Genomic DNA, 23,854 nt, shown 5'->3' with positions numbered 1-23,854 from the left:
CTCTATTATGAATCATACAAATACTCAGGAAGAAGCTCAAAGACAGGCAAAACCTCTTGCCCCTAAAGTAAAAGAATTGGTAGAAAGAACAAAAAGTATCATTTTGGCAACCGTAGATGCTGAAGGAACACCTAATTCTAGCTACGCTCCTTTTGTACAAGTAGAAAATACTTTTTATATTTTAGTTTCTTTCATGGCAAAGCACACCAAAAATCTTGCTGACGGAAGAAAAACTTCTATTATGTTCATCGAAGATGAGTCTGCTACAAAGCAAATTTATGCAAGAGAAAGATTAACGATTGAAGCTTCTACTTCTCAGGTTGAAAGAGATTCTGAAACTTGGAATACAGTTGTTTCTCAGTTGAAAGAAACTCACGGAAAAGTGGTAGATGTAATTTCTGAAATGAAAGATTTCATCTTAATCGGACTTCATCCTGTGAAAGGTTCTTATGTAAATGGTTTCGGAAGTGCTTATTTTGTAGATGAAAATCTTGAGATTATGGAGCACAGAAATGATGTGAATCACCAGTCGAAATAAATTGATTTAAATGAAAGCTGGATGATGGAAGTGGGAAGTTTAATACTTTGCGCTTTATTAGTCTAGTTTTTAAATAATATTCAAATTCACTTAGGTCTTAGGATTTAAGTGAATTTTTTTTGCGCTCTGTTTGTCTTTTTTTTAACGCAAAGATTTATTTTGAAAACTGTATTATTTAAGGAGCAAAGGGTTGCGACAAGTTGCAGATGAAGCTTACGTATAAAACAAACGCTTCATCAAATCAACTTTGTTGATTATTCTTTGCTCCTTAAATTTAGCTTAACGATTAATAAACCTTTGCGTCTAAAAACATTTAATAGTAAAATCTCCATCATCCAACCAAAATTTTTTCACTAATTTTACCCAATAAACAACCCCATGCCTCTTTACCGAGATTTTTCTGATGATACTGCAATCATTCTTGTCTGGAAATATGACGAGAATGATGAACTCAATATTGATGAGCTTTTAGAACCCGAAAATGCAGAAAAAGTAAAAGATTATCATCCTAAAAAATTGCTGGAAGTTTTAATGGTCAGAAAACTTTTAAAAAGTATAAAGCCTAATTCAAAAATTCTGTATAAAGAAAGAGAACCGTTTCTATCGCCGAAAGATGCCGAAATTTCTATCACGCATTCTTATCCTTTTGCAGCAATTGCCATTTCTAAGAATAAAATTGGGATTGATATTGAAAAATTTAATCCTAAAATTTTAAGGGTTATTGACAAATTCACGTACGAAAATGAAAGAGGTTTTATTCCTTTTGATACCGAAGTAGTTTTCTATACGATTATCTGGAGCGTGAAAGAAAGCATGTACAAAATTCACCATTCCAAACACTGGTCGCTGAAAAAACATTACGAAGTAAGACCTTTTGAACTAAAACATCTTCATTCTATAAAGTGCAGAGTGCATGATGACCAGATTTCAGACGAACTTAAAGCAAGAGTTGAATTTTTTGACGAGTACTGCTTTACGGTTGTGGAAGAGTAGAGTTTTCTTCGTTCCTGTACTTTTCGATTACCTTTCGCTGTTCTTTGGCAACATCATAAATCAATTCTAAAATATCATGAATATTTTTCAGTTCGGTTAAATGAGAGATTTTATTTGGGTCTCTTGTATCGAAATGCTCTTTTTCTAAAAGTTCAGTTTTTCTTTTGTGAAGCATATCTTCAATCGAAGAATCTTCAGGCTCAAGGCGACTGTCCATTCTTAAAGCTTCCGGGATTTTATCTCCATTGAGTATTGCTGATATCTGATGCATTTCAGATTCTATTTTTTTGCTCCAGCTTTCAGAGTCTATTTCCGGATATTCCTGATTGCTTTTGGCGTATTGAGATAATGAAGCCGTATATGCTGTAATCAAGTGTGAAGTTGCCACAAACTGATGTACGACTTCGAGTTTTTTCTGCTGATTTTTAGGATCAGAGATCATTCTCTGGAAATTATCAGAAAGATTGGCTAATGAAATAATTGCATTTTTACGTTTTACTTTATAGTCTTCTAGATTAAAATTTTCGTTCAAAAATTTAGACATTACGCTATGAAAATAGGTGAGATTAGATTCTGCAGATTTTTTCATTAAATCTAAATTCTGCGTATGTTCCCAAACCGGAAGTACGATATATGAAACCAAAAACGCAATAATTCCGGCAATAAAAGTATCTGCAATTCGGTCTTTAAAAATAACATTTACATTTCCAGGATTTAAGAAATTAAAACTCATAAAAACATAAATCGTCATAAACAAGACCGCCCAAAAATATCTGCCTTTCAATAAACTGAAACATAAAATCATGCTTAAAAGAAGAATCGCTAAAAGTATTGCATTAACATGAATGAAATGCAGTAAGGCATAGGCAATGACAGCACCTACAACGGTTCCACAAAAACGCAGAAAATTTCTTTGTTTTGTGATAGAGTAGGCTGGTTTTAAAATGGCAACAATGGTAATTAAAATCCAATAAGTATGACCGATTTCTATAAACGGAAGTAAAGAAACCAAATATCCTAACAACAATGCAATGGTAATTCTTATCGCATGTCTGAAATGAGATGAGGTCAGAGAAATATTACTTTTTAAAACTTTAAAATTAATTTTCTCTTCTTTAGGCATAAATTTCTTTAAATCTAAACCTGTAGAAAGACTTTTGGCCAACCTTACATTCTGAGAAAAAACTTTATAAATCTCACTGATTTCTTTAGTTATTTCATTGATACGCATCATAATTTGACGCAAAATCATGAAATTTTCCAAGTTCTCGGGAGTCATTTCTTTATTTCTCAATTCGAAATAATGTACATTAAGCTCATGAAAACTTGCGTCTAAATTGAATATAGGTCTTGCGCGCGTGCTGCTTTGCAGAGCGATCCCAATATTGGCGATTTCATCTGAGAGAATATTAAGGTAATCGTGTATTTTAACTAAAATTTCTGTGTCTTCAAAACTTTCCTGCAGTTTTTTGTAATCGCTTTCAGAGGTCATCAGCTTTTCATGAAGATCCATAGAGTTCAAAAACATCAACATTAATAATCTGCTCAAAGTGGTAGATTCATTAACGATGGTTCTTGTTTTAAAAACAGTTTCACGGGTTTCTTCCTGAAGGTTTTTAATGCCGATCTGTTTTGCTATGACTTGTAAACTAAGTTTATCGAAATCTGGATTTTTCTGATAATAATTTGCTTTAATCTTAAGAAATTCTGCAAGTTGAAGATAGTTTTCACCAATCATCTGACTTGCTAACTTATAGGGCTGAATCGTAGTAACTATAAGGAAAATCAGTAAAAACCAAATGCATCCGGCTGCAAAAATCACTAAACTTTTCAGGATATTTGCTCCTGTTAAATGACCATCGATAAAAATGGCTAAAACAACTAAGGCTAAAGAACCTACAGCTGCCAATCTCTGCCCGTACACTCCAATTAATGAGAAAAACATTCCGAAAACGATGACTTCCAGAAGAACAAGCGGAATAATTCCTTTCACCAGACTCGCGATTGTTGCAACAACTACAAAGCAGAATATAGCAAATGTCAATGAATTTCTACGTCTGATAAATGGTCCCGGTTGATCAGTCAATGCTACAAAGCTTGTTCCCAAAGGAAAAAGAAAGTAATCTTTGAGCAAGCCAAAGTAAGAGAGAACTAAACACGGAATCACCGTCGCCAATGTAATTCTTATTGAAGAATATACATATTGGCTGGTTACGATTTTTTTGAGCTCCGAAGAATAGTTCATATTACAAAAATAGGGGTTAAATGTGAATTGTCAATTTTACTTTGGAAGTGATTTGTGAATTTTAAATTAATTTTTCATTAAAATCAACGGATAAAAAAATGGTGAAAATTTTTCAACAAAAAAAAGCCTCATAAAAATGAGACTTTTCAAAACTTTTTATAGTATGTTTTTTAATAATCTACATTTGAAGTTTCATCACCGATGTTCCAAGTTAAACCGAAACGAATAGTGTTATCTAATGCTGTATTAATTTTAGACATATTGATCAAGTAAGATACATCAAGACCGAAAGAACGATACTTTAAACCAATACCTGCAGTTGCAAACTGTCTTGCTCCCTGCTCTTCACTTTCGTGGAAATAACCTCCTCTTACCGCAAATGCATTGTCATAAGAATATTCTAATGCACCACTATACATAATTGAATTGGTGTTTTTGAAAGATTTTCCGATACCTGCCATTACACCAACGTTTGGAACTTGGTACATTGGCTGTCTTGTATTAGGGTCTGTACCTACAAATTCTGATCCCGGAACCAAGATTTTAGATCCTTCTACAGAAAGACCTACTCTGTTCATATCATCAAGATACATGTCGTAACCAATACCCAATCTAGCCATTGTAGGAAGATAAGATCTAGAAGCCTCATCACCTGTGTAGTCTAATTTAGGACCTAAGTTTGTAACTGAAAAACCTGCATTTACCTTACCATCATAATTTCCGAAGCTAGAAAACTTTGGAGAGGTATAGTAACCTGAAACGTCTACCGCAAAAGTATTTGCTGGTTTTAGGGTAGTATCTGTGTTGAATCCTCCAGATAAATCTGAACGAATGAATCTACCTGTAACCGCCATAGAGTATGAATCTGATAATTTCAAAGCATAGGCAACGTCAATCGACATTTCGTTTGGCTTTGAAACCCCATTAGATGTTACCGTATTGTCTACACCAAGCTCAGTAAGTTCTACTTCCCCCATATTGAAGTAATAGATACTTGCAGAAATAGTAGATCTTTCTTCCTGACCTAAAAATTTATGGAAAGCACCGTACAATAAAAATACATCGTTGGTTAATTTTCCCATATATGGAGTGTAGTTTAAACCTACAGAAGAACTTGTTCTGCTAAAAGGATATTTTGCCGCATTCCAAAACTGAGAAAACGCATCAGGAGAAGTTACCACACCCTGATCTCCCATACCTCCTGATCTTGCATCTGGTGCAATTCTAAGGAATGGAGCTCCAGTTAAAACAGGTCTTACCTGACTCAGGTCTTGTGCATAGCTTAAAAAACCAGCACTCAAACCAATCCCTAAAAGCAGTTTAGTAGTTAAATTCATATGTTGTCTTTTATATATTATCAGTTTTTTATTGATATTCTCGATTAATTATTTATTTACTTCAAAAGTACCATTTTTTCTACAGCTGTAGCACTTCCTTTGCATTTTTCTTGATTTTGACTTTTTGCAAATATCTTAAAAATATACGTACCTTTTGCTACTGTGTCACCAAAATCGTCTTTTCCGTCCCATTCAATTGCCTGACGTGGCGTTCTAAAGCCCTGTAGGAACGGTTCTGCAACTACAACATTTGTTAAAGTTCTTACCATTTTTCCTGTAATTGTATAAATTTGAACGTTTACATCTAAAATATCATCACAATTATGTTCAAATTGAACGTATGTTTTGTTGGTAAAAGGGTTGGGCCAGTTTAATGGTCTGTTGATAACTAAGTGTTGATCGGCCTCGTCTTTAACCTCAAAGTTTAACGTTTCAGTTGTAGAATTATTGTTGATGTCCCAAACTTTAAATGTTAATTGATGTTGACCTAACGCTAAGTTTCTAAAAGGATAGGTTACATTCCCTTTTTGATAGTCTGCCAAAGCAGGATTAATACATCCGTTTCCTTCACCTGAAGAAAAGAAATCATTTAAAACAACCGTGTTGATAATTTGACCATCTAAATATACTGTAATATCGTGACCAACACCTGATCCTGTAGAGTTTATTCCGGTATCGTCATTCAAACACGCTAAAAGCATAGGGTTTTGATTGGTAATACCTCCATTAGCAAAATTGGTATTGTTCATGTACAATTTTATTTTTGGAGGTTCATTATCATTAATTCCATTAGGATTAATATCTCCTACCTGTACAAACTGATTATCGAATACATCAATTGATTTATTATCTGCATATCCTAAAATTCTACCTTCTCCAACAGTATAATTAATATCTTTAGGGACATAAAATTCTACGGTGAAAACTCCATTTACTGCCGTTCCTGAAGCTTTTACAATAGCACTTCCTTCTTCTTTGTAGCTTAAAACGGGGTTTAATTCTCCAGAATTATCATTGTTGAGAGTCGTCTTGTTTAGTTTTTTATCGAAAATATTAATCACAACTCTTCCGTTAAAAGTGGTATTTACCGTTCCGTTTGTATTATTAATATGACCTTTCACTTTTACAAAATCTAAACCTCTTATTAATCCGGGAACAGGAGTTTCAATACCATCTATAACCAATAGTCTCTGTGGCCTGCTTAGTTTCATTGCTGGATCTCCCAATAGATTTACTTTTACATGATTGGTATTTCCATTTTTTAATTTTTTTGCATTCAAATGAGAGTTCCCAATCGTGTTAAAATCATCACCAATCATTTTAAACATTTCTTTTGTATAAAGATCTGTGAAGTCTCTTCCATAATCTACGTTTACTGCTCTACTGGATGTAATCATTGCGGCTGGACCTCCTTGTTTTAATTTAATAAACTGTTCTCCTGCCGAAAAAGTAGAAGGCTCATCCCAAAGTGTAAATTCACAAGTAATTGTTGATACAAATGGGAATCTACTATAAACATTTGAAAAATTATTTGAGTTGTTGATCTCATCTGTGGTTAACACTCTTTCCTGAGCCCACCCGTTGATACCTCCATGCCCGAAATAAAATAAGTAAAGACTATTACCAATATCATTAGAGATTGCCTGATTTACCTGAGGGTATCTCTGACCTCCCGCTGTACTTTGTGCCTGAAAAGCATCTAAGTAAAGTTTTCTTACATTGTATTCTTTCAAAGTGTTGACTAACGGAATTTCAAATGTATTTACCAGAGTATTATTCATTACATTATGGAAAGCACCACCTCCTTCTCCATTGTCATCCACTATAAAATCGAGCTTCATTCTCCATTCTCCGAAAGGTGAAGACTGTCCTGGAAGTGAGTTATAGTAGGCTAAAGTTTTATCAACCATATTAGCAGCTTCCGTAGGATTGGCTGCTGGTAAACGGCCTATTGGCAGATCAGGAAGACTGAATGATACATCTGAGGAAGTTTGCGGTTTAGTCATTACAATATAGTCGTCGGTAACGAAAGAGGTTTCAAATTCTCTTGAAGCTTCACTTTGATAGCTCGAAACTATATTTGAATTATTTGGAATTCTGTTTTTGTAGTCATAAGAAGTATCTCCTAATATGAACACGTATTTTAAACTTCCTAATGGTGTGTTTAGTTTGGTTACAAAATCTCTTATTGCGGTAAGGTCTTTACTTCCGCTTCCAAACTCATTGTAGATTTTATCGGTGTCGACAATCTGAACATTAAAATTGTTTTTCGTCTGATGATAATTAGCAATTCGCTGAGCTTGTGCCATCATTTGAGGAGTTGTGATAATCAAATAATCTACATTTTGTAATGCTGAAAGATTTTGATTGGCAATTCTTCCTACAAATTGAGGAGAAAAAGCCGCATCAGCTCTGAAAGCAACAAATTCATTATTAAAATTAAGATCAGAAGTTGTGTAACCAAAATTGAAATTTCCGCTTCCGATAGCTTTGTTTACTCGTCTGTTGGCATTGGTGATATCTGTAACATCCCAAACCTGCTCCAAATTGCCTACGTTGGAAATACTAAAGCCATAATTTGTATTTGTACCGGTAGCCAAAGAGAAATCTCTGAAATTTATCTGAGAACCGTTGAATTTTAAATCGTCTTTGTACTGTATTTCTGCATAATCAAGGTGAAAAGTTCCATTGGGGTTGATTGAAATATTGGGAGAGTAATTAATGGTGATCTCGTTGCCAGAAATAGCAGTAGTTGTTCCGGAATAATTCAAAGGGTAAAAATCATAGGAATAATTTGGCGGATTCTCAGGGATAGTGGTGGTAGAGGGAGATTGGCTATTAACATTAAAAGAAATACTATTTTTTTGTGACCTCCAACCAATAACCTGAGTTTTATATCTTACAATTTCACCTGCCTGAACTGGAGAATTTAAATTAAAAGTAACCGCCTTGTCCGTAATAAATCCTTGATCTTCTACCCAGGTTCTACCTACCTTTAATAAGTTTCTTTGGTCATTATTGATCACCTGATAATTATCAAATCTAGTGATTAATTGGGATGCAGGTAAATTTACATCAACAGGCATTACTCTTTTTCCTGCACCTTTGTCGAAATTAATATAATAATAAGAAAAATCTTCATAGATGTTTTTTAGATTTTCACTGCGATCACTTCTGAACTCCTTTCTCTTAATGCCATTGCCATTTGCTGTATTGTATAAATTGTATCCATTAGGACCTTGAGCATAAAAAAGTGCATAGTCGCCATCATTCCATACATTATCATCTTCTCCTACTACCTGAATTGCGTTTTCTTGCAAAGCACTATACTTCACGTCTTGGTTAAACTCAGGAAGCATGATTCCACCATTTCCATAAATTCTGAAGTTTTTAGGATTAATATTGGATGGATTCATTCCATTATCTCTTAAAAACTGAGCCGTTATTTTAAAAACTCCAGATTTATCAACTTTAATTTTATAAAAAGTTCCGCTTGATAGAGGATTTTGGCTTGTACCGACCTTACTTGCATTCATTGGCATAGGTGCATTGCTTTCAGATATACTAAATGAAGACAATCTTTCAATTTTGCCTTTAGTTTTTTTAAATAAACCAACGCGTACACTTGCATGACGCTCACCTTCAAGATAATAATAATCAATATCTGACACATCACTTTCGTGAATGAAATTAGGGTCTAACTCGTATAGATCTTTTTTAGAAACCGCTTCCCAAGCAAAATTTGAAACCTGAAGTTGTCTTTCTCCTGCTTTTTGGCTGTTGATGATGAAGATATTATTTTGGGTATAAGAAAAGCCTTCATTTGTAAAGCTCGGAAGATTAAGTTTAGCTTCACCATAATCTTGAATTTTGGCTCCAGCCCAATTAATGTTTACTCGCTGACCCCAAGTGATTGATACAAAGGATAATATAAGTAAAATAGTGATTTTAAGTCTCATGTTTATGTTTGAAATTTCTAAATTACAAAATAAATGAAAATTTTATAATTAATATGTGATACCATAAAATTAATTTGTTAAGATATTTCAAAAAAATCAAATCTTTATTTGATTTATTGAATAATTTATTTTTTCTTTGTACTTTGAATAATATTTATATCGACTATGAAAAAACTAAAGTTGTTTTCATTAATAGCATTGAGTTCTACACTTGCATTAACCAGCTGTGGTGGTTCAGGAACTTCCGGAGGCGGGGGTACTAAAAAATTTGTCAGCAAGACAGGTTGGAAACCAAACGAAAAACAGGGTTGGTTCTTTGCAGGAAAGCAACAGAAGCAAAAAGGTTGGCCGGGAATGGTATATGTCGAAGGGGGAACTTTTACAATGGGATTAGTGAAAGATGATGTAATGCACGATTGGAATAACTCGCCTCGCAGAATGCAGGTAAGTTCGTTCTTTATCGGTGAAACTGAGATTACTAACTACGAATACCGCGAATACCTTACATGGTTGAAGTATGTATTCCCACCAAGTGATCCTAGTTATAAAGAAATTTACAACGGTGCTTTACCGGATACTTTGTTATGGGATAATAAATTATCTAGAAATGATTTTAATGAAACTTATTTCAGAGATCAAAACTATGATTATTATCCAGTAGTAGGAGTCTCTTGGACTCAAGCAAACAGATATTGCGAATGGTTGACAGACAGAGCAAACGAAAAAGCTTTGATGCAAGCAGGTGTAATTGCAAAAGATTTGTACATCAACGAATCTAATAACCAAGGTGGAACCGCTTTCAATATGGATAAATTCAAATCGAATGATCCTGAAATGCAAGGTTACATCAACCAACAAAGATTGAATCAAAGGACTGGTATGAAAACGACCAACCAAAGAATTCAAGCTGCAAACGGAGCTCCAAATGCAGCGATGGTTACCAAATTCAGACTTCCTTCTGAAGTAGAGTGGGAATTTGCTGCTTTAGGTATGGAAAAAAACAGAGAGTACAACAGTTACTTAGAGAAAAAACCTCAGGTAGACCTTCTTAGAGGTACCAAAGGTAAAAATAGAGGGATGATCCTTGAAAACTTCAAGCAAGGAAGAGGTGATTACTCAGGTCCTGCTGGATGGAAAAATGACGGTGCTGCTCAAACTGCAGACGTAAGAAAATTCCCTTCAAACAATATCGGTATTTATGGTATGTTTGGAAACGTTGCTGAATGGACGGCAGATGTTTACAGACCAATCATCGACGAATCTGGAAGCGACTTCAATTATTATAGAGGAAATATGCCTCAAGCTATCGTAAGAAACGGTGACGGAACTTACAAAATGGTAGAAGAAGGTAACATGAAATACGATACTTTAGCTGACGGAAGATTGGTTTACAAAAACTTACCTGGTCAGTTTGAAAGACAAACTATCGCAGATTACAGAAACTATAGAGATGGTGACAGACAGTCTTCGTTAGATTACAGAAATGCAAGCGATTCTGCTGCATCTTACGATATGTACAATGCTCCAACTACAAAGTTTGTTGTTGATGCAAATGGTAAAGTAATATTGCAAAAAGATACTAAAGACAGAACTTCAGCTATTTCTAACGATATCAGAGTTGTGAAAGGTGGTTCTTGGCAAGATTCAGCATATTGGTTGGATCCGGGACAGAGAAGATACAAAAATCAGTCAGCTGGTTATGGTTGGATCGGTTTCCGTGTTGCACAAGATGCTAGAGAAAGCGAAAAAGCTAGAACAAGAAGATAATATTTATCAAAATACTTATAAAAAACCTCCTGTACTTTCAGGAGGTTTTTTTATTTTTGAAACTTGAAATCGCTTTGCTTAAAAATCATAAAATACGACATAGATTTGATGATGCATACGACTTCCGAAAAAACATATATTTTCACATGAATACAGAACAGTTTTACCCAATCTTTTTAAAGGCAGAAAAAGTAACGATTGATAGCAGAAAAATCGAAAAAAATGACATTTTCTTTGCTTTTTCAGGTGATAATTTTGATGCGGCAACTTTAGCTGAAAAAGCGATTGCTCAAGGTGCTCTAGCTGTTATCATTGAAAATAAAGAATTTGAAAACTTAGGAAAAAATATTTTTTATGTACCTTCTACTTTAGAGTTTTTGCAAGAATTATCTGTACATCATAGAAATCAATTAAATATTCCGATTATTGGTCTTACAGGAAGCAATGGTAAAACGACGACCAAAGAGCTTATTCATGCGGTATTATCAACAAAATATAATGTACAGTACACTTTTGGAAATTTAAATAATCACATTGGTGTTCCGTTGACTATACTTTCCATTCAACCGGAACACGAAATGGCTGTTATTGAGATGGGAGCCAATCATCAGAAAGAAATAGAATTGCTTTGTACTATTGCGAGACCGAATTTTGGATACATCACCAATTTCGGAAAAGCTCATTTAGAAGGTTTTGGAGGTTTTGAAGGGGTTGTAAAGGGTAAATCGGAATTGTATGATTATCTTAAAAATACAAATCAAACTGTTTTAATTAATGAGAATGATTCAATTCAAATAGAAAAGATACAGGATTATACACGAAAAATAACCTTTGGAAAAGTAGATTCCGATTATTATTTTGAGGCTTTTTCCGAAAATAACTTTGTCGGTTTACAATATCAAGATCAAAAAACTTTATCACAATTAACAGGAGAGTACAATTTTACCAATCTGTGCGCTGCTGCGAGTTTAGGGCTGTATTTTGGGATAGATTTTAATAAAATACAATCTTCTATAGAATCATATACTCCAACGAATATGCGATCTCAGGTGGTGAAAAAAGATCATAAAACTTTGGTTTTAGATACCTACAATGCAAACCCGAGTTCAATGTCTGCTTCTCTACAAAATTTTGCCACTTTTGAAGGCTCAAAAGCAATCGTTATCGGTGATATGTTGGAGTTGGGCGAGGAAAGCGAAAAAGAGCATCAGAATATTCTTAACTTGGCTCAAGAGCTGGGTTTTAACGAAATTATCACTGTTGGAAAACAATTTAAAAACGTCAACAAAAATTCTGCGGCTTTTGAAAGCACAGATAGATTAATTCAATATTTAAAAGAAAACAAACTTCAGTCAGAAAATATTCTGCTTAAAGCTTCACGAGGGATTTCTTTAGAAAAAGCAATCGATTTTATTTAGATTTTGTATCCCAAAATTCATTAATAATCAATTTTATATTCTGAAAAGTGTTTGGGAAAACTTCATTCTCAATCTGAATGGTGTTTTTCCAGGCAACTTCCGTGATACCTTCTTCTAACTGAGGTTTTGAGGTGTCTTCACCGGCAAAAAACATCTCAAACCAATGGGTGTGTTTCAAAACACGGTCGCCGTTTCTTTCAATATAAATATGATAGGTAGTGTTGATAAAGTTTCTAAGTTCCACATTCTGCAGGTTTGTTTCTTCCTCAATTTCCCTTATCGCAGATTCTTCACGAGATTCACCTTTTTCCATTTTACCCTTCGGAAGATCCCATTTTCCTAATCTCCTGATAAAAAGTGTATCTCCATTTGGCCTCAATACAATTCCTCCCGCTGCTTCAATGATTCTGAATAGTTTTTTAAATTCTTCCCAAATGATTTCAATTTGTTCGCCATAAACGTTCAGTTCAGAAGTCGACGTATTCTGAAGAAGATCGAGAGCGATTTCTAAAGTTGTGAAACTTTCGTAATTTAAGACTTTCTCTAAGTTTTCCGGGTTCTTAGATATCAATAATTTTTTTTCGTTCACAAAAACTTTATACATTTGTAGTAATTTAAATACAAAAATAAAAAATGAATTTAGAAGGACGAAAAATTATTGTCAATAAATCATCAAAAGATTTATCTGAGTTGCTAAAATCTCCTGAAAATTATAAAGAATTTATGCCAGATGGTCTTCAAAAGTTTGAAACACGAGAAGACGGCTTCAAATTCGGACTTCAGGGAATGCCTGAAATCGCTCTTAAAATAGATGAAGTTACTCAGGAAAAAGCTGTTTTGAAATCGGCTAGCTCAAGTTTAGACTTTACTCTTACAGCAACTTTAAAACCTTTGAACGAAACTCAAACTGAAGTACAGATGCTTTTTGAAGGAAAATTTAATCCTTTTATCAAAATGATGGTTGAGAAACCACTTCAGAATTTCATTAATACTTTGACCGATAAAATCGAAGCTTATAAATAAAACGAAAACCTTCAGAAATGAAGGTTTTTTTATGCGATAATTCCGGAACTGTGGTTGTGTGAGCTTCCGGTTGCAGAAGCAAGAACATTGGTTTCTTTATTTAACCTTAGAACACCCATAAAAGCAAAGATTAAAGCTTCTTTAAAATCAATAATCTGTTTCTCGGGAATAATGATTTTTGTACTCGTTTTTTGTCTTATTTTTTCGATAAGATAGTGGTTGTAAGTTCCCCCTCCTGTAAAAAGCACTTTATTAAACTGATGAATATTAAAGATTTTAGAAATCTGTTCAGCAGCATGTTCTGTAAAAGTTGCTAAAATATCTAAATTTTCAATCCCGGAAAATAAGGGGAATACATTTGCATTACACCATTCAATTCCCAATGATTTTGGATGAGACAGCGCATAAAACTCCAACGAATTTAGCTGTTCCAGTAACTGGACGTTTACATTTCCTTTTCTAGCTAAATCACCATTTTTGTCATAATTCTGACCAAACTCCTGAACTAATTTATTAAGTATAATATTGACCGGAGCAATGTCAAAGGCGATTCTTTCGTCATTAAATTTAAAAGAGATATTAGAAAAACCTCCTAAATTAAGACATGCATCAAAATCTGAAAACAAAAGCTCATCACCGATCGGAACTAAAGGTGCTCCGTTTCCACCGAGTAAAACATCCTGAGACCGAAAATCGTAAATTACAGGAACTTGAGTTTGTATCTTTATAGCTCTTCCATCACCGATTTGTAGTGTGAATTTTCGGTGGGGCTGATGAAAAACGGTATGACCGTGAGACGCAATCAAATCAATATCTGAAAGCTGATTTTTCTTAATAAAATCAGTAGTGGTTTTACCTAAATAAAATCCGTATTCTGAATGTAAAGCTAATAGATTTTGTGAAGATAAATGAATAGAATTTCGAAGTTGTTCTTCTAAAATTTGTGGATAAGCAATTGTTTCAGCTTTTAGAATTTCAAATTTCCAGCAGGAATTTTCTTTCCAAAACTTGGTAAAACAAATATCTAAACCATCTAAACTGGTTCCGGACATTAACCCAATTGCTTTATAAACTTTCATTGATTAAGGTTTGGGTTGGGCAATTTTAGCTTTGCTTACATCAAGATCCCCAGAATTGTTGAAAAATTTGTACTCTGAGAAATCATCTTTGGCAGTCATTCCGTTGGCGTGCACTAGAGTAGAGCCATCTTCCATTGTTGCATAAACAGTGTCTCTTGTGTAGATTCTTTTCTTATTTTGATCCCAAAAAACACTTTGCGTGGCAAATCTCTGCCCATCACTGGTAAGAATTTTCACATCACCTCTTGCTTCATAGAATTTTTTGTAGTCGTACATTTTTGCGTATTTAGCAGTAATGTTACCGGGTTTTTTCGGGTTTTTCTTATCAAAAAACTCTATTTTCATTCCTTTCTTGGCTACTGTATATTGGCTGTCGATCAATTCGTATTTTTCAATAATAGGAGCGGTTGCTTTTAGTGTAATAAAACCAGAGTCTCTCTGTATAATCTTTGCATTGTGAATAATCTGCGACGGAAAGTTTTTATTCTCACTTCCATTCAGCTTTGTGAGGTCTTCTTCACAGGATGTTAATATAAAAAATATAGCACAACTAAAAAGGTATGCTATATTTTTGAATGTTCTATGTGAAATAAAATTCATTATTAATTGTAAAGCTGTTTTCTAAACCATCTGTCAGCAAAATTGAAACCAACTTTTAGGTTAACAAAATTCTGATTAATCAAATTATTTTTAAGTGTTCCTCTTTTTCCTAATTCTACACCTATTTCAAGACCACTCATTCTTGAGATACTGCTGGTTTTGAACGGTAGCATCACACCTCCCGATATACCAAATTTATTAATGCTGTTTCCTGCTATTTCAAGGTTTCCTTTTTCATAGAAGGCACCATAACGATACACTATTCTTGAGAAATAACTTCTAAAGTTATTGTAGTTTGGTAAATACCAACCTCCGGCAGAAACCCTGTAAGAGTCTTTATAATCGAAAGTATTCCCGAAATAAGTGATTGATTCTCCTTTTTTGTAATCAATCTGTCCTGATAAGAACCAGTGGTTTTCACTACCATATCCTACACCGATTGAAGCTTGAAGGGGAAGAAGATTATTTGAGCTTTTAGTTTTGTTGTCAATAATTGTTTCTCCAGCTTTTGTATCAACATCACTATAATAATAGGTACTGTTGATATAATTGGTGTTCATATTACTTGTATTCCCAAATGTTGCAGTTGCACCAATTGTCAGTTTATGGTCATTACGTGTATCTATACTTTGATAGCTTGTACCTAATGTAAAGTTGAAGTTTTTAATACTGTTTTTGGTTTCATAACCATTGATTAAATCTGCGGTGGAATTTGAAAATTCGTTTAGATCATAAAGATTACCAAAATAATAATTGGCTCTTGCTCCTACAGCAAATTGAGAATTGATTTTATAAGATAAGGCTAATTGAGCAGTATTTAATGTTCCACTACCTTTGAATATATTTCGATTGATTACTCCATCAATGGTTTCATCATGAATTACTTCATAGCTCTTAGAACTATAGGGCTGATAAAGGAATCCCATTTTTATTTTTGATGAAATAGGAAAGGCCAAGGAAATATTTGATAAATACGTAGAGTGTTTAGTAGACTTCGTATTATTATAGTCGGTTTTGAAATAATTGTTCTCGTTAGTAGCTTCAAGCTTAAGACTTGTTAACTCAAAATTGCTGTTATTCGCAGGGTTTCCGAAGTTAAAATTACTGCTGAAATCACTTATGAAAGCAGTTGAAATTCCTCCCATAGAGGAAGTTTCAATCGTATTATCATATTTTACATCACCAATTCCGTAAGTTGCATAAGGTGAGTTGCTCAAACTTTGCGCGTTAAGGAAGTACCCCACTGAAATGAATGATAGTACAAAAATTTTTTTCATTCTAGAATTTTAAAATAATGCGCAAATATCTTAAATATTAATGAATTGTAAAAATTTACTGAGGTTAAATTTTGTTAAGGGGGATATTAGGTGAATTGTCGGTCTGCTGTCAGTTTTTTAAAGACATTAAAATTAACTATTCACTTGCGAAGCAAAATTGATACTTGACACCTTACCCTTTTCAAAAATTCTTATCTTTGAAACATGAATTGGGAAAACATCGCCGGACAAGAAAATCTTAAAAAAATTCTTCAAGACAGCATTACCGAAAACAGAGTAAGCCATGCCCAGCTTTTCATAGGAAAAGAAGGTTACGGAACGATGCCTTTGGTTTTAGCCTACGCAAAAGAAATTTTGAATAGAGAAAATGAGCATGCTGCCTCAAAAGTAGAACATCTCAATCACTTAGATTTACACTTCAGCTTTCCCGTTTTTACTGATAACAGAAACTCATTAAGTAAAAATAAATTTGAGGAGTTCAGAGAAATGATTATAGATTTTCCTTACGCTAGTTTTGATGACTGGACTGCCGTTTTGGAATCTGAAAACAAACAATTCTTTATTTCTGCAGATGAAATTGACGAGCAAAATCAAAAATTTGCTTTAAAAAGTTTTGAAGGCGGAACCAAAATTCTCATCGTTTGGCGTGCTGATAAAATGAACGTGGCAGCATCCAATAAGTTTCTTAAATTTTTGGAAGAACCACCTGCAAAAACGATTATTCTTTTAACTGCAGAAAGCAGTGACGATATTTTACCAACAATTTTATCCAGAACACAACTGATTGAAGTTCCAAGAATCAATGATGAAGATTTGGAAGCTTATTTGAAAAATAAATTTGATATTTCGAATGAAAAAGGGAAGGAGGTTGTACATCAGTCACAAGGAAATCTCAACGATGCCGTAAAATTTCTAAGTTCTCAAGATAAAAACCCTGAGTTTGAAAAGCTTTTTGTACAATGGGTTCGTGATGCGTTTATGGTAAAAAAGAAACCGGAATATCTTAAAAATATCATCATTTGGGCAAAAGAAATTGCAGGCTGGAACAGGGAAAAGCAAAAGAACTTTCTCAATTATGCCTCAGAAATTTTCAGATTGGCTTTGTTGCAGAATTATCAGTCTGAAGAATTGGTGTATAAAAAGATTGATGCCAATGGTTTCAATTGGACTGGTTTTTCAAAATTTATTAGTGGTGCAAATATTATTAATATTTTAGATGAGATCAACACTGCAGATTTGCATCTCACCAGAAACGGAAATCCTAAAATCGTATGGACGGATTTAGGAATTAAATTGTCAAGATATATTCACAAGAGTTAATAAATTCAGGATTTTTAGATCAATATTAAAGAAGAACTATCGTTGAAGATTGTTTTTAAACTCTAGATATTCCTTTTCCATAAAATCGGGTTTGCCCAGCTGAACACGCATAGATTCTATGTTTTTTACTGTAGACTGCAATGCGGTTGTAAACCATGGAAATTCCTGGCTTAAAGAGGTGAGTTTGGCGAGCGCACGCAAACCTGTATTTTCAGATTCAGATAATTTTACTGCATGTTCGTAACGGAAGACCGGACAATAGTAATATTCTTCTGCAACATAATCCCACGTCTCAAGATCTGCATCGCTGTTAATAAGATAAGCCACTGCAAATACTGATGAATCCAAATAATTTTCTGAAAAAATAAAACAATCGAATATATTTTGTGATTCATTTTGTTTCATTTTTTTTTCTAAAACATCACCAATAATCTGATGGCTTTTTTCCCTTTTTACGGTGTCTTTAGATAAATGAAGTACACTGGCATATTCCACTTTTGCCAAATCATTATTGGAAAACTTTTCGTAGGCTTTTTCTGCGTAAGACAATGCTGAATCGTTATCCAGTAAAATTCTGTGAAGCTTGGAGGCAACCACCAATTCTTCCACAGAAAACTGGTTTTTTTCTTCAACTTTATTTCTGAAATAATGCAGCGATTTTGTAGCATATCTGTCTTTCGTATAACGTTCCATGATTTGCCAGTCTTCCAATTTTTCAAGTTGAGAATTATCCCAAAATTCATATAGTACAGACATTCTGTCCCATTTAGACTGAATTTCTGCCCACTGCGAAAATACCTGAGAATAAGCAACGTGTGGCGGAACACTATTTCTGTTTTGATCTTCAATGTCTAAACTTATATCTGAAGACGGATCAGAATGATATCTTTTATAAGCTTCTACAATTTCCAGATCGAATTTTGCTCCGGATTCCGAAACTTTGACTGATTGATCTTCTGCGGGAGGATTGATTTTCTCCGTCTGTTTTTTTTTGCTGAAAAGAAAACTGAAAAAGCCCATAAAATTGATTTTAAGTAAATATAAAATTAATTGGAAATATAGTAATAATTAAAAATAAATTAAAAAATCAATCAATCGTTTGATTTTAACAAAAAAGCGTTGTACATTTGCACCCGAAAATTACTAAAGATGATTTCAAAAGAAGAAAATATATTATTCGCTGCAGAGAAACTATTTGCTGAAAATGGTTTTCAGGGAACTTCTACTAGAGAGATTTCTAAAGCTGCCAATGTAAATATTTCAATGATTTCTTATTATTTCGGTTCTAAAGAAAAGCTTTATGAGAAATTGGTAGAATACAGAATGCAGGAAGGACAGTTTTTCTCGAAAGATATTTTAGAAAGAACAGATATCAACGAATGGGAAAAGATTCAAAAGATTGTCGATCAGTTTGCAGGAAGAGTAAGGCATCACAAATGTTTTTACAGAATTATGCAGAGAGAGCAGCTTCATACAGAAAATCCTCAGATTGTTGAGTTTTTAAAGGAAACTAAAATGAGCTTCATTTCCATGTATTCTAAAATTCTGGAAAGCGGAATTCAAAAAGGGATTTTTACTAAAAATCCACCGATCTATTTACTACATTCTACCGTAAGCGGAACGCTATTTTATGCGTCAAATGCCAAAGAAATGTATAAAGAATTTCTTAATAATACAGAAGACGAGGAAGCTTTTGAAGAAAAATATTATTCAGAACTCAATAAACATATAAAACATATTTTAAAAGACCTTTTAGGTTATGAAGAGAATAAATAACTCAGTTATTGTACTGTCCCTTTTCGCAGGAATAATGTACACCAATGCTCAGGAGAAAAAACAGCTCAGCCTCGACGAAGCCGTGCAGTTGGGAATCCAAAACAGTAAAAGTTTAAAAATAGATGCTGCCAAAATAGAAGAAGCAACTGCCGATCTTTTGGAAGCAAAAAACAGACAGCTCCCGGAATTGAAAGTTTCTGCCAGTTATTTGTATCTGCCTTTAAAGCCCAATGTTGATATCAGACTTCCGGGCGTTTCTGGAGCAGGTGGCCCTGAAGTTCATCAGGTTGCTTTCGGTTCTGCCAATTTGAGCGTTCCGATTTATAGCGGTGGAAGAATCAAATACGGAATTCAGTCTGCAAAATATTTGGTGGAAGCATCAAAATTGAGCACCGAAAACGATAAAGTTGCCATTGCCTACAACGTTGCACAGGCTTATAATAACTTATTTAAAGCCAACCAATCGATTAAAGTATTAGAAGAAAACCTTACCGCTTCTCAAAAAAGAGACGAAACTTTTCTTAAGCTTGAAAATAATGGAGTGATTGCAAGAAACGACCGTTTAAAGGCAAATCTTCAGACTTCAAATATTGAATTACAGTTATTAGAAGCCAAAAACAATTATAACATTGCCAATATTAATATGGATTTACTTCTAGGTCTTCCGGAAACGACAGAGATTGAGGTTGATCAAAACTATGTAGACGAATCTGATGATGTGAAGCCTGTTGATTTTTATCTGAATGAAGCGAGAGAAAACCGTAAAGATCTGCAAGCTTTAGACCAGCAAAGAAAAGCAGCAGAATTGGGAACAAAATCGGCAAAAGCAGAAAATCTTCCTTCTATTGCATTTACAGGAGGGTATGTAGCGGCAGATATTCCGAAATTCTTAACGATTTATAATGCTGTGAATGTTGGAGTGGGAGTTTCTTACAATTTATCAAATCTTTGGAAAGAAAATTCTGCTTTGAAGCAATCAAAAGCCAGAGAAATGCAGTTGTCTGCAACCAACGAACTATTGAATGACAACATTAAATTAGACGTCAACAGAGAATATCAGAACTCAGATTATTCTAAAAAAAGAATTACAGTTTTCGAAAAGGCAGCTGTACAAGCTAACGAAAACTACAGAATAACAAAAAATAAATATGATAACGGTCTTGCAACCATGACAGAATTATTGGATGCAGATGCCGCCCAAATTGCAGCAAACGTAGGCGTTATCAATGCAAAAGCAGATGCAGCATTGGCTTACAGAAAACTATTGCAGACTACAGGAACTTTAACAATCAAATAAAAACAGACAATATCCAAAATGGAAAATAACAATACTCAAGTAACTGAACCAAAAAAGAAAAAAAGTTTAGTTTTCCCGATCATTTTAGCGGTAGTGATTGTCGTAGGTGGGATTTACGGATATAGAACCTATTCTTACGGGCAATTTCACGAAGAAACGGATGATGCTCAAATTGCTTCTAACATGAACCCTGTAATTTCTAAAATCTCAGGATATGTAGCCGAAGTAAAAGTAAAAGACAACCAGTTTGTAAAAAAAGGTGATACACTGGTTATTTTAGATAACAAAGATCAGAAAATGGCGTTGGATCAGGCTCAGGCAGCTTTGTCAACAGCGAAAAGCAATATTTCATCTGCTCAGTCTTCTACAACTGCAACTTCAAAAAACATCAGTAGCTCACAAGCTGCTGTAGCAACAGCAAATGCACAGATTGAAGCGGCAAAAGTAAACGTTTGGAAAACTTCTCAGGATTTAAAAAGATATTCAATTCTTGTAAAAGACCATTCGATTACAGAACAGCAATACGAGCAGGCTTTAGCAGCAAAACAATCTGCAGATAAGCAACTACAGGTTTTAGTAGATACAAGAAACCAAATCGCACAACAAACAGGAATTGCATCTTCACAAACAGAAGCAAGTTCTCAACAGATTTCAGTTGCCGGCTCGGTAGCAAAACAGAGAGAAGTTGATGTAGAAAGCGCAAAATTAAATCTTTCTTACACAGTTATTGTAGCTCCGGAAGATGGTTTTGTAGGAAAAGTTCCTATTCAGGCAGGTCAGTTTTTACAGGCAGGTGCTCAGTTATTTAGCTTGGTTAAAAACGACCAAAAATGGGTAATTGCGAATTTTAAAGAAACTCAGGTTGCTAAAATGGTAGAAGGACAAAAAGTGAAAATAGAAATTGATGCTTTTCCTGATACGGAATTTGAAGGAGTAGTAAGCTCATTCTCTCCTGCAACAGGTTCTACATTCTCAATTTTGCCTCCGGATAATGCAAGTGGAAACTTTGTAAAAGTAGTACAGAGACTTCCTATAAAAATCGATTTTGTAAATCTTGATCCAAAAATTGCAAAAAGATTAAGAACAGGAATGAATGTGAAAGCAGAAGTTTCTTTAAAATAATATTGAAAAAGTTAGTTAAGTGAATTGTCAATTTTGCGGAAGCAAATCAATTGTGAATGGAAATGCAGCTGAAGATTGATAACAATGTTGATGGGGTATTGACAATTCATTTTTTATAAAAATATATAAGTGAATTGTCAGTTTTGCTGAGGCGAGTCAATTGGGAATGTTGAGGAATTAGATGCAGGATGGTTGATGAGGATTATGGCAATGATTGATGACAGATTGGAAATGAAGTAGTAAAATTGACAACGATGTTGATTGATTATTGACAATTCACTTTTTATAATTCTTAAAGATGAGGAACAATGATTTTAAGCTTTAGAAATACTTTATTCTTAGCCTAAATCTTTACCTCAACCTTCTTTAAAACACATTAAAAAATCAATGCAAGATTCATTAGTAGAATATGGAGCCCGAAGAGTAATCATTACGATTACAGCGATTCTTTGTGCTTTGCTTGAAATTGTGGATTCCACGATTGTAAATGTTGCCCTCAACGAAATGAAGGGTAATTTGGGATCTACACTTTCTGAAGTAGGTTGGGTAATTACAGCGTATGCCATTGGTAACGTAATCGTAGTTCCCATGACGAGCTGGCTTTCACAGCAGTTCGGTAGAAGAAATTATTTTGCAGCCTCTATTGTCATCTTTACCATATTCTCATTTCTCTGTGGGAATGCAGATAATATTTGGGAGCTGGTATTTTTCAGATTATGCCAAGGTATTGGTGGTGGTGCGTTGCTGGTAACTTCGCAAACCATTATTACAGAGTCATATCCTATCGAAAAGAGAAGTATGGCGCAGGCAATCTATGGTCTGGGAGTAATTATTGGTCCCACTTTAGGTCCGCCCTTAGGAGGATATATTGTTGATAATTACAGTTGGCCGTATATTTTTTATATTAATATTCCGATTGGTATTGCGGCAACTTTAATGACTTTACAGTTTATTAAAAGCCCCAAATTTGCCGAAAAACGTAAAGCTTCAGATGTCGATTGGCTAGGGATTGCTTTACTGGCACTTACTGTTGGCTCTTTACAGTTTATTTTGGAAAGAGGTCACGAAGAAGACTGGTTTGAAAGCGGAATGATTGTTACCTTCACGACGACAGCTGTTTTAGGATTTATCTTATTCCTCTGGCGAGAGCTCACCTGCAAATATCCGATTGTAGAATTGCGGGTTTTGAAAAATGGAAATCTGAGGATAGGAACGGCAATGTCATTTGTTTTAGGTTTCGGTTTGTATGGTTCTACTTTTATTGTTCCGCTCTACACCCAAAGTGTTTTGGGCTGGACGGCACTACAATCTGGAGCACTAATGATTCCGGCAGCTTTAACTACTGCTTTTATGATGCCGATAATAGGTAAATTATTAACGAAAGGGGTAAAACAACAGATTTTAGTTTCCCTGGGATTATTTATATTCTTCGTTTACAGTTTCTGGGGCTACAAAATTCTGACGCCAGATACAAGTAAAGAAGCCTTTTTCTGGATGTTGATTGTACGAGGAATGGGATTAGGGCTATTGTTTATCCCAATCACCTCATTATCATTAAGTACATTGAAAGGTCAGGAAATTGGTCAGGGAGCAGCTTTTACAGGAATGATGAGGCAGCTTGGTGGTTCTTTCGGGATTGCTGCCATTACAACATTTATCGCAAACGCCAGTCAGAAATACAGGGTGAATTTAATATCCCATCTCGACAGTGACAGCTTTGATGTACAGCAGCGACTCGCTGGTTTAAAAGCTAATTTCATCGCCAAAGGAATGACGCCCGATAACGCAATGAATGCCGCTTACAAGGTCTTAGATATGACGGTCACCAAACAGGCAACGGTGCTTTCTTATATGGATGTTTTCCTCTATTTAGGGATAGCTTTCTTAATTTGTATTCCGTTTATATTATTTATAAAAGAACGGAAGAGCAAAGAAAAAATAGATTTGAGTGAAGCAATGCACTAATCCACAAAAAGTCCCAACGGGACGGCTTACTAAAGGATAGGATGCAATCCTATTCGTACAGTAATGATTATATTAAAAGTTATAAACCTCTGAAATTTTCAGAGGTTTTTTTGTGGAATTCGTAAAAAAGAGAGCTTG

General features: G+C 34.4%; 18 protein-coding genes. 10 read left to right on the top strand and 8 right to left on the bottom strand.

The annotated features are described in order from the left end of the window. The first annotated feature begins 7 nt into the window (after positions 1-7). Both B5X64_RS03975 and B5X64_RS03970 read left to right on the top strand, forming a co-directional pair. Positions 8-538: a HugZ family pyridoxamine 5'-phosphate oxidase gene (locus B5X64_RS03975; protein ID WP_079464026.1), complete on the top strand. Its 531-nt coding sequence runs from the start codon at positions 8-10 to the stop codon at positions 536-538. Positions 539-916: 378 nt separating this feature from the next. Next, positions 917-1,531, top strand: a complete 615-nt coding sequence (locus tag B5X64_RS03970; RefSeq protein ID WP_079464025.1) for a 4'-phosphopantetheinyl transferase family protein — start codon at positions 917-919, stop codon at positions 1,529-1,531. Here the strand turns inward: B5X64_RS03970 and B5X64_RS03965 are convergent. From B5X64_RS03965 to porU, 3 genes are all read right to left on the bottom strand, one after another. Continuing rightward, positions 1,512-3,776: an FUSC family protein gene (locus B5X64_RS03965; RefSeq protein WP_079464024.1), complete on the bottom strand. Its 2,265-nt coding sequence runs from the start codon at positions 3,774-3,776 to the stop codon at positions 1,512-1,514. The genes B5X64_RS03970 and B5X64_RS03965 overlap by 20 nt on opposite strands. Before the next feature lie 170 nt (positions 3,777-3,946). After that, positions 3,947-5,113, bottom strand: coding sequence for a type IX secretion system outer membrane channel protein PorV (gene porV, locus B5X64_RS03960; RefSeq protein WP_079464023.1), 1,167 nt, complete (start codon positions 5,111-5,113; stop codon positions 3,947-3,949). A 56-nt stretch (positions 5,114-5,169) separates the two neighbouring features. Next, entirely contained in the window at positions 5,170-9,072 is a 3,903-nt protein-coding gene (gene porU / locus B5X64_RS03955; protein ID WP_079464022.1) for a type IX secretion system sortase PorU, read from the bottom strand. A gap of 165 nt (positions 9,073-9,237) precedes the next feature. Here porU and gldJ point away from each other — a divergent pair, with 165 nt between their 5' ends. Beyond that, positions 9,238-10,839: a gliding motility lipoprotein GldJ gene (gene gldJ, locus B5X64_RS03950; protein ID WP_079464021.1), complete on the top strand. Its 1,602-nt coding sequence runs from the start codon at positions 9,238-9,240 to the stop codon at positions 10,837-10,839. Between the two features lie 146 nt (positions 10,840-10,985). After that, the gene (locus tag B5X64_RS03945) at positions 10,986-12,257 is read left to right on the top strand and encodes a UDP-N-acetylmuramoyl-tripeptide--D-alanyl-D-alanine ligase (RefSeq protein WP_079464020.1); all 1,272 of its coding nucleotides are present in this window, start codon (positions 10,986-10,988) and stop codon (positions 12,255-12,257) included. Here the strand turns inward: B5X64_RS03945 and B5X64_RS03940 are convergent. Beyond that, a complete protein-coding gene (locus tag B5X64_RS03940) occupies positions 12,250-12,861 on the bottom strand; it encodes an NUDIX hydrolase (RefSeq protein WP_079464019.1) in 612 nt (203 codons plus the stop codon). The genes B5X64_RS03945 and B5X64_RS03940 overlap by 8 nt on opposite strands. 29 nt (positions 12,862-12,890) lie before the next feature. On the opposite strand from B5X64_RS03940, the gene B5X64_RS03935 reads away from it, so the two are divergent. After that, positions 12,891-13,280 carry an orotate phosphoribosyltransferase gene (locus B5X64_RS03935; protein WP_079464018.1) on the top strand — a complete coding sequence of 130 codons (390 nt, stop codon included), beginning with the start codon at positions 12,891-12,893 and terminating at the stop codon, positions 13,278-13,280. A 29-nt stretch (positions 13,281-13,309) separates the two neighbouring features. Here B5X64_RS03935 and B5X64_RS03930 read toward each other — a convergent pair whose 3' ends face one another. Genes B5X64_RS03930 through bamG form a run of 3 tightly spaced genes read right to left on the bottom strand, consistent with a single transcriptional unit; the run spans position 13,310 to position 16,236 of the window. Next, positions 13,310-14,359, bottom strand: coding sequence for an anhydro-N-acetylmuramic acid kinase (locus B5X64_RS03930; RefSeq protein ID WP_079464017.1), 1,050 nt, complete (start codon positions 14,357-14,359; stop codon positions 13,310-13,312). Positions 14,360-14,362: 3 nt separating this feature from the next. Then, entirely contained in the window at positions 14,363-14,959 is a 597-nt protein-coding gene (gene lptC, locus B5X64_RS03925; RefSeq protein ID WP_079464016.1) for an LPS export ABC transporter periplasmic protein LptC, read from the bottom strand. A 2-nt stretch (positions 14,960-14,961) separates the two neighbouring features. Beyond that, positions 14,962-16,236: a BamG family beta-barrel-assembly machinery protein gene (bamG, locus tag B5X64_RS03920; protein ID WP_079464015.1), complete on the bottom strand. Its 1,275-nt coding sequence runs from the start codon at positions 16,234-16,236 to the stop codon at positions 14,962-14,964. Between the two features lie 204 nt (positions 16,237-16,440). On the opposite strand from bamG, the gene B5X64_RS03915 reads away from it, so the two are divergent. Further along, positions 16,441-17,556, top strand: a complete 1,116-nt coding sequence (locus B5X64_RS03915) for a DNA polymerase III subunit (RefSeq protein WP_079464014.1) — start codon at positions 16,441-16,443, stop codon at positions 17,554-17,556. 36 nt (positions 17,557-17,592) lie between these two features. On the opposite strand, the gene B5X64_RS03910 is transcribed toward B5X64_RS03915, so the two are convergent. Continuing rightward, entirely contained in the window at positions 17,593-18,576 is a 984-nt protein-coding gene (locus tag B5X64_RS03910) for a hypothetical protein (RefSeq protein ID WP_079464013.1), read from the bottom strand. A 129-nt stretch (positions 18,577-18,705) separates the two neighbouring features. On the opposite strand from B5X64_RS03910, the gene B5X64_RS03905 reads away from it, so the two are divergent. The 4 genes from B5X64_RS03905 (at position 18,706) to B5X64_RS03890 (ending at position 23,716) form a co-directional block, all read left to right on the top strand. After that, positions 18,706-19,332 carry a TetR/AcrR family transcriptional regulator gene (locus B5X64_RS03905; protein WP_079464012.1) on the top strand — a complete coding sequence of 209 codons (627 nt, stop codon included), beginning with the start codon at positions 18,706-18,708 and terminating at the stop codon, positions 19,330-19,332. Then, positions 19,316-20,629 (top strand): TolC family protein, encoded by a 1,314-nt coding sequence (locus B5X64_RS03900; protein ID WP_079464011.1) that lies wholly within the window; start codon positions 19,316-19,318, stop codon positions 20,627-20,629. Before B5X64_RS03905 ends, B5X64_RS03900 begins: the two co-directional genes overlap by 17 nt. Before the next feature lie 18 nt (positions 20,630-20,647). Further along, complete coding sequence (locus B5X64_RS03895; protein ID WP_079464010.1) at positions 20,648-21,751, top strand: HlyD family secretion protein; 1,104 nt, start codon at positions 20,648-20,650, stop codon at positions 21,749-21,751. A 387-nt stretch (positions 21,752-22,138) separates the two neighbouring features. Further along, positions 22,139-23,716: a DHA2 family efflux MFS transporter permease subunit gene (locus tag B5X64_RS03890; protein ID WP_066676151.1), complete on the top strand. Its 1,578-nt coding sequence runs from the start codon at positions 22,139-22,141 to the stop codon at positions 23,714-23,716. Positions 23,717-23,854 lie beyond the last annotated feature (138 nt).

The organism is Chryseobacterium balustinum, from assembly GCF_900168205.1.
GTDB lineage: Bacteria > Bacteroidota > Bacteroidia > Flavobacteriales > Weeksellaceae > Chryseobacterium > Chryseobacterium balustinum.
Note: the sequence above shows the minus strand (reverse complement) of the source record. Positions and strands in the feature narration are given on the sequence as shown.

Bases quoted from the DNA above. Each gene is read 5' to 3' on its own strand.
- B5X64_RS03975 (WP_079464026.1), top strand. From the start codon at position 8: ATGAATCATACAAATACTCAGGAAGAAGCTCAAAGACAGGCAAAACCT.
- B5X64_RS03970 (WP_079464025.1), top strand. From the start codon at position 917: ATGCCTCTTTACCGAGATTTTTCTGATGATACTGCAATCATTCTTGTC.
- B5X64_RS03965 (WP_079464024.1), bottom strand. From the start codon at position 3,776: ATGAACTATTCTTCGGAGCTCAAAAAAATCGTAACCAGCCAATATGTA.
- porV (WP_079464023.1), bottom strand. From the start codon at position 5,113: ATGAATTTAACTACTAAACTGCTTTTAGGGATTGGTTTGAGTGCTGGT.
- porU (WP_079464022.1), bottom strand. From the start codon at position 9,072: ATGAGACTTAAAATCACTATTTTACTTATATTATCCTTTGTATCAATC.
- gldJ (WP_079464021.1), top strand. From the start codon at position 9,238: ATGAAAAAACTAAAGTTGTTTTCATTAATAGCATTGAGTTCTACACTT.
- B5X64_RS03945 (WP_079464020.1), top strand. From the start codon at position 10,986: ATGAATACAGAACAGTTTTACCCAATCTTTTTAAAGGCAGAAAAAGTA.
- B5X64_RS03940 (WP_079464019.1), bottom strand. From the start codon at position 12,861: ATGTATAAAGTTTTTGTGAACGAAAAAAAATTATTGATATCTAAGAAC.
- B5X64_RS03935 (WP_079464018.1), top strand. From the start codon at position 12,891: ATGAATTTAGAAGGACGAAAAATTATTGTCAATAAATCATCAAAAGAT.
- B5X64_RS03930 (WP_079464017.1), bottom strand. From the start codon at position 14,359: ATGAAAGTTTATAAAGCAATTGGGTTAATGTCCGGAACCAGTTTAGAT.
- lptC (WP_079464016.1), bottom strand. From the start codon at position 14,959: ATGAATTTTATTTCACATAGAACATTCAAAAATATAGCATACCTTTTT.
- bamG (WP_079464015.1), bottom strand. From the start codon at position 16,236: ATGAAAAAAATTTTTGTACTATCATTCATTTCAGTGGGGTACTTCCTT.
- B5X64_RS03915 (WP_079464014.1), top strand. From the start codon at position 16,441: ATGAATTGGGAAAACATCGCCGGACAAGAAAATCTTAAAAAAATTCTT.
- B5X64_RS03910 (WP_079464013.1), bottom strand. From the start codon at position 18,576: ATGGGCTTTTTCAGTTTTCTTTTCAGCAAAAAAAAACAGACGGAGAAA.
- B5X64_RS03905 (WP_079464012.1), top strand. From the start codon at position 18,706: ATGATTTCAAAAGAAGAAAATATATTATTCGCTGCAGAGAAACTATTT.
- B5X64_RS03900 (WP_079464011.1), top strand. From the start codon at position 19,316: ATGAAGAGAATAAATAACTCAGTTATTGTACTGTCCCTTTTCGCAGGA.
- B5X64_RS03895 (WP_079464010.1), top strand. From the start codon at position 20,648: ATGGAAAATAACAATACTCAAGTAACTGAACCAAAAAAGAAAAAAAGT.
- B5X64_RS03890 (WP_066676151.1), top strand. From the start codon at position 22,139: ATGCAAGATTCATTAGTAGAATATGGAGCCCGAAGAGTAATCATTACG.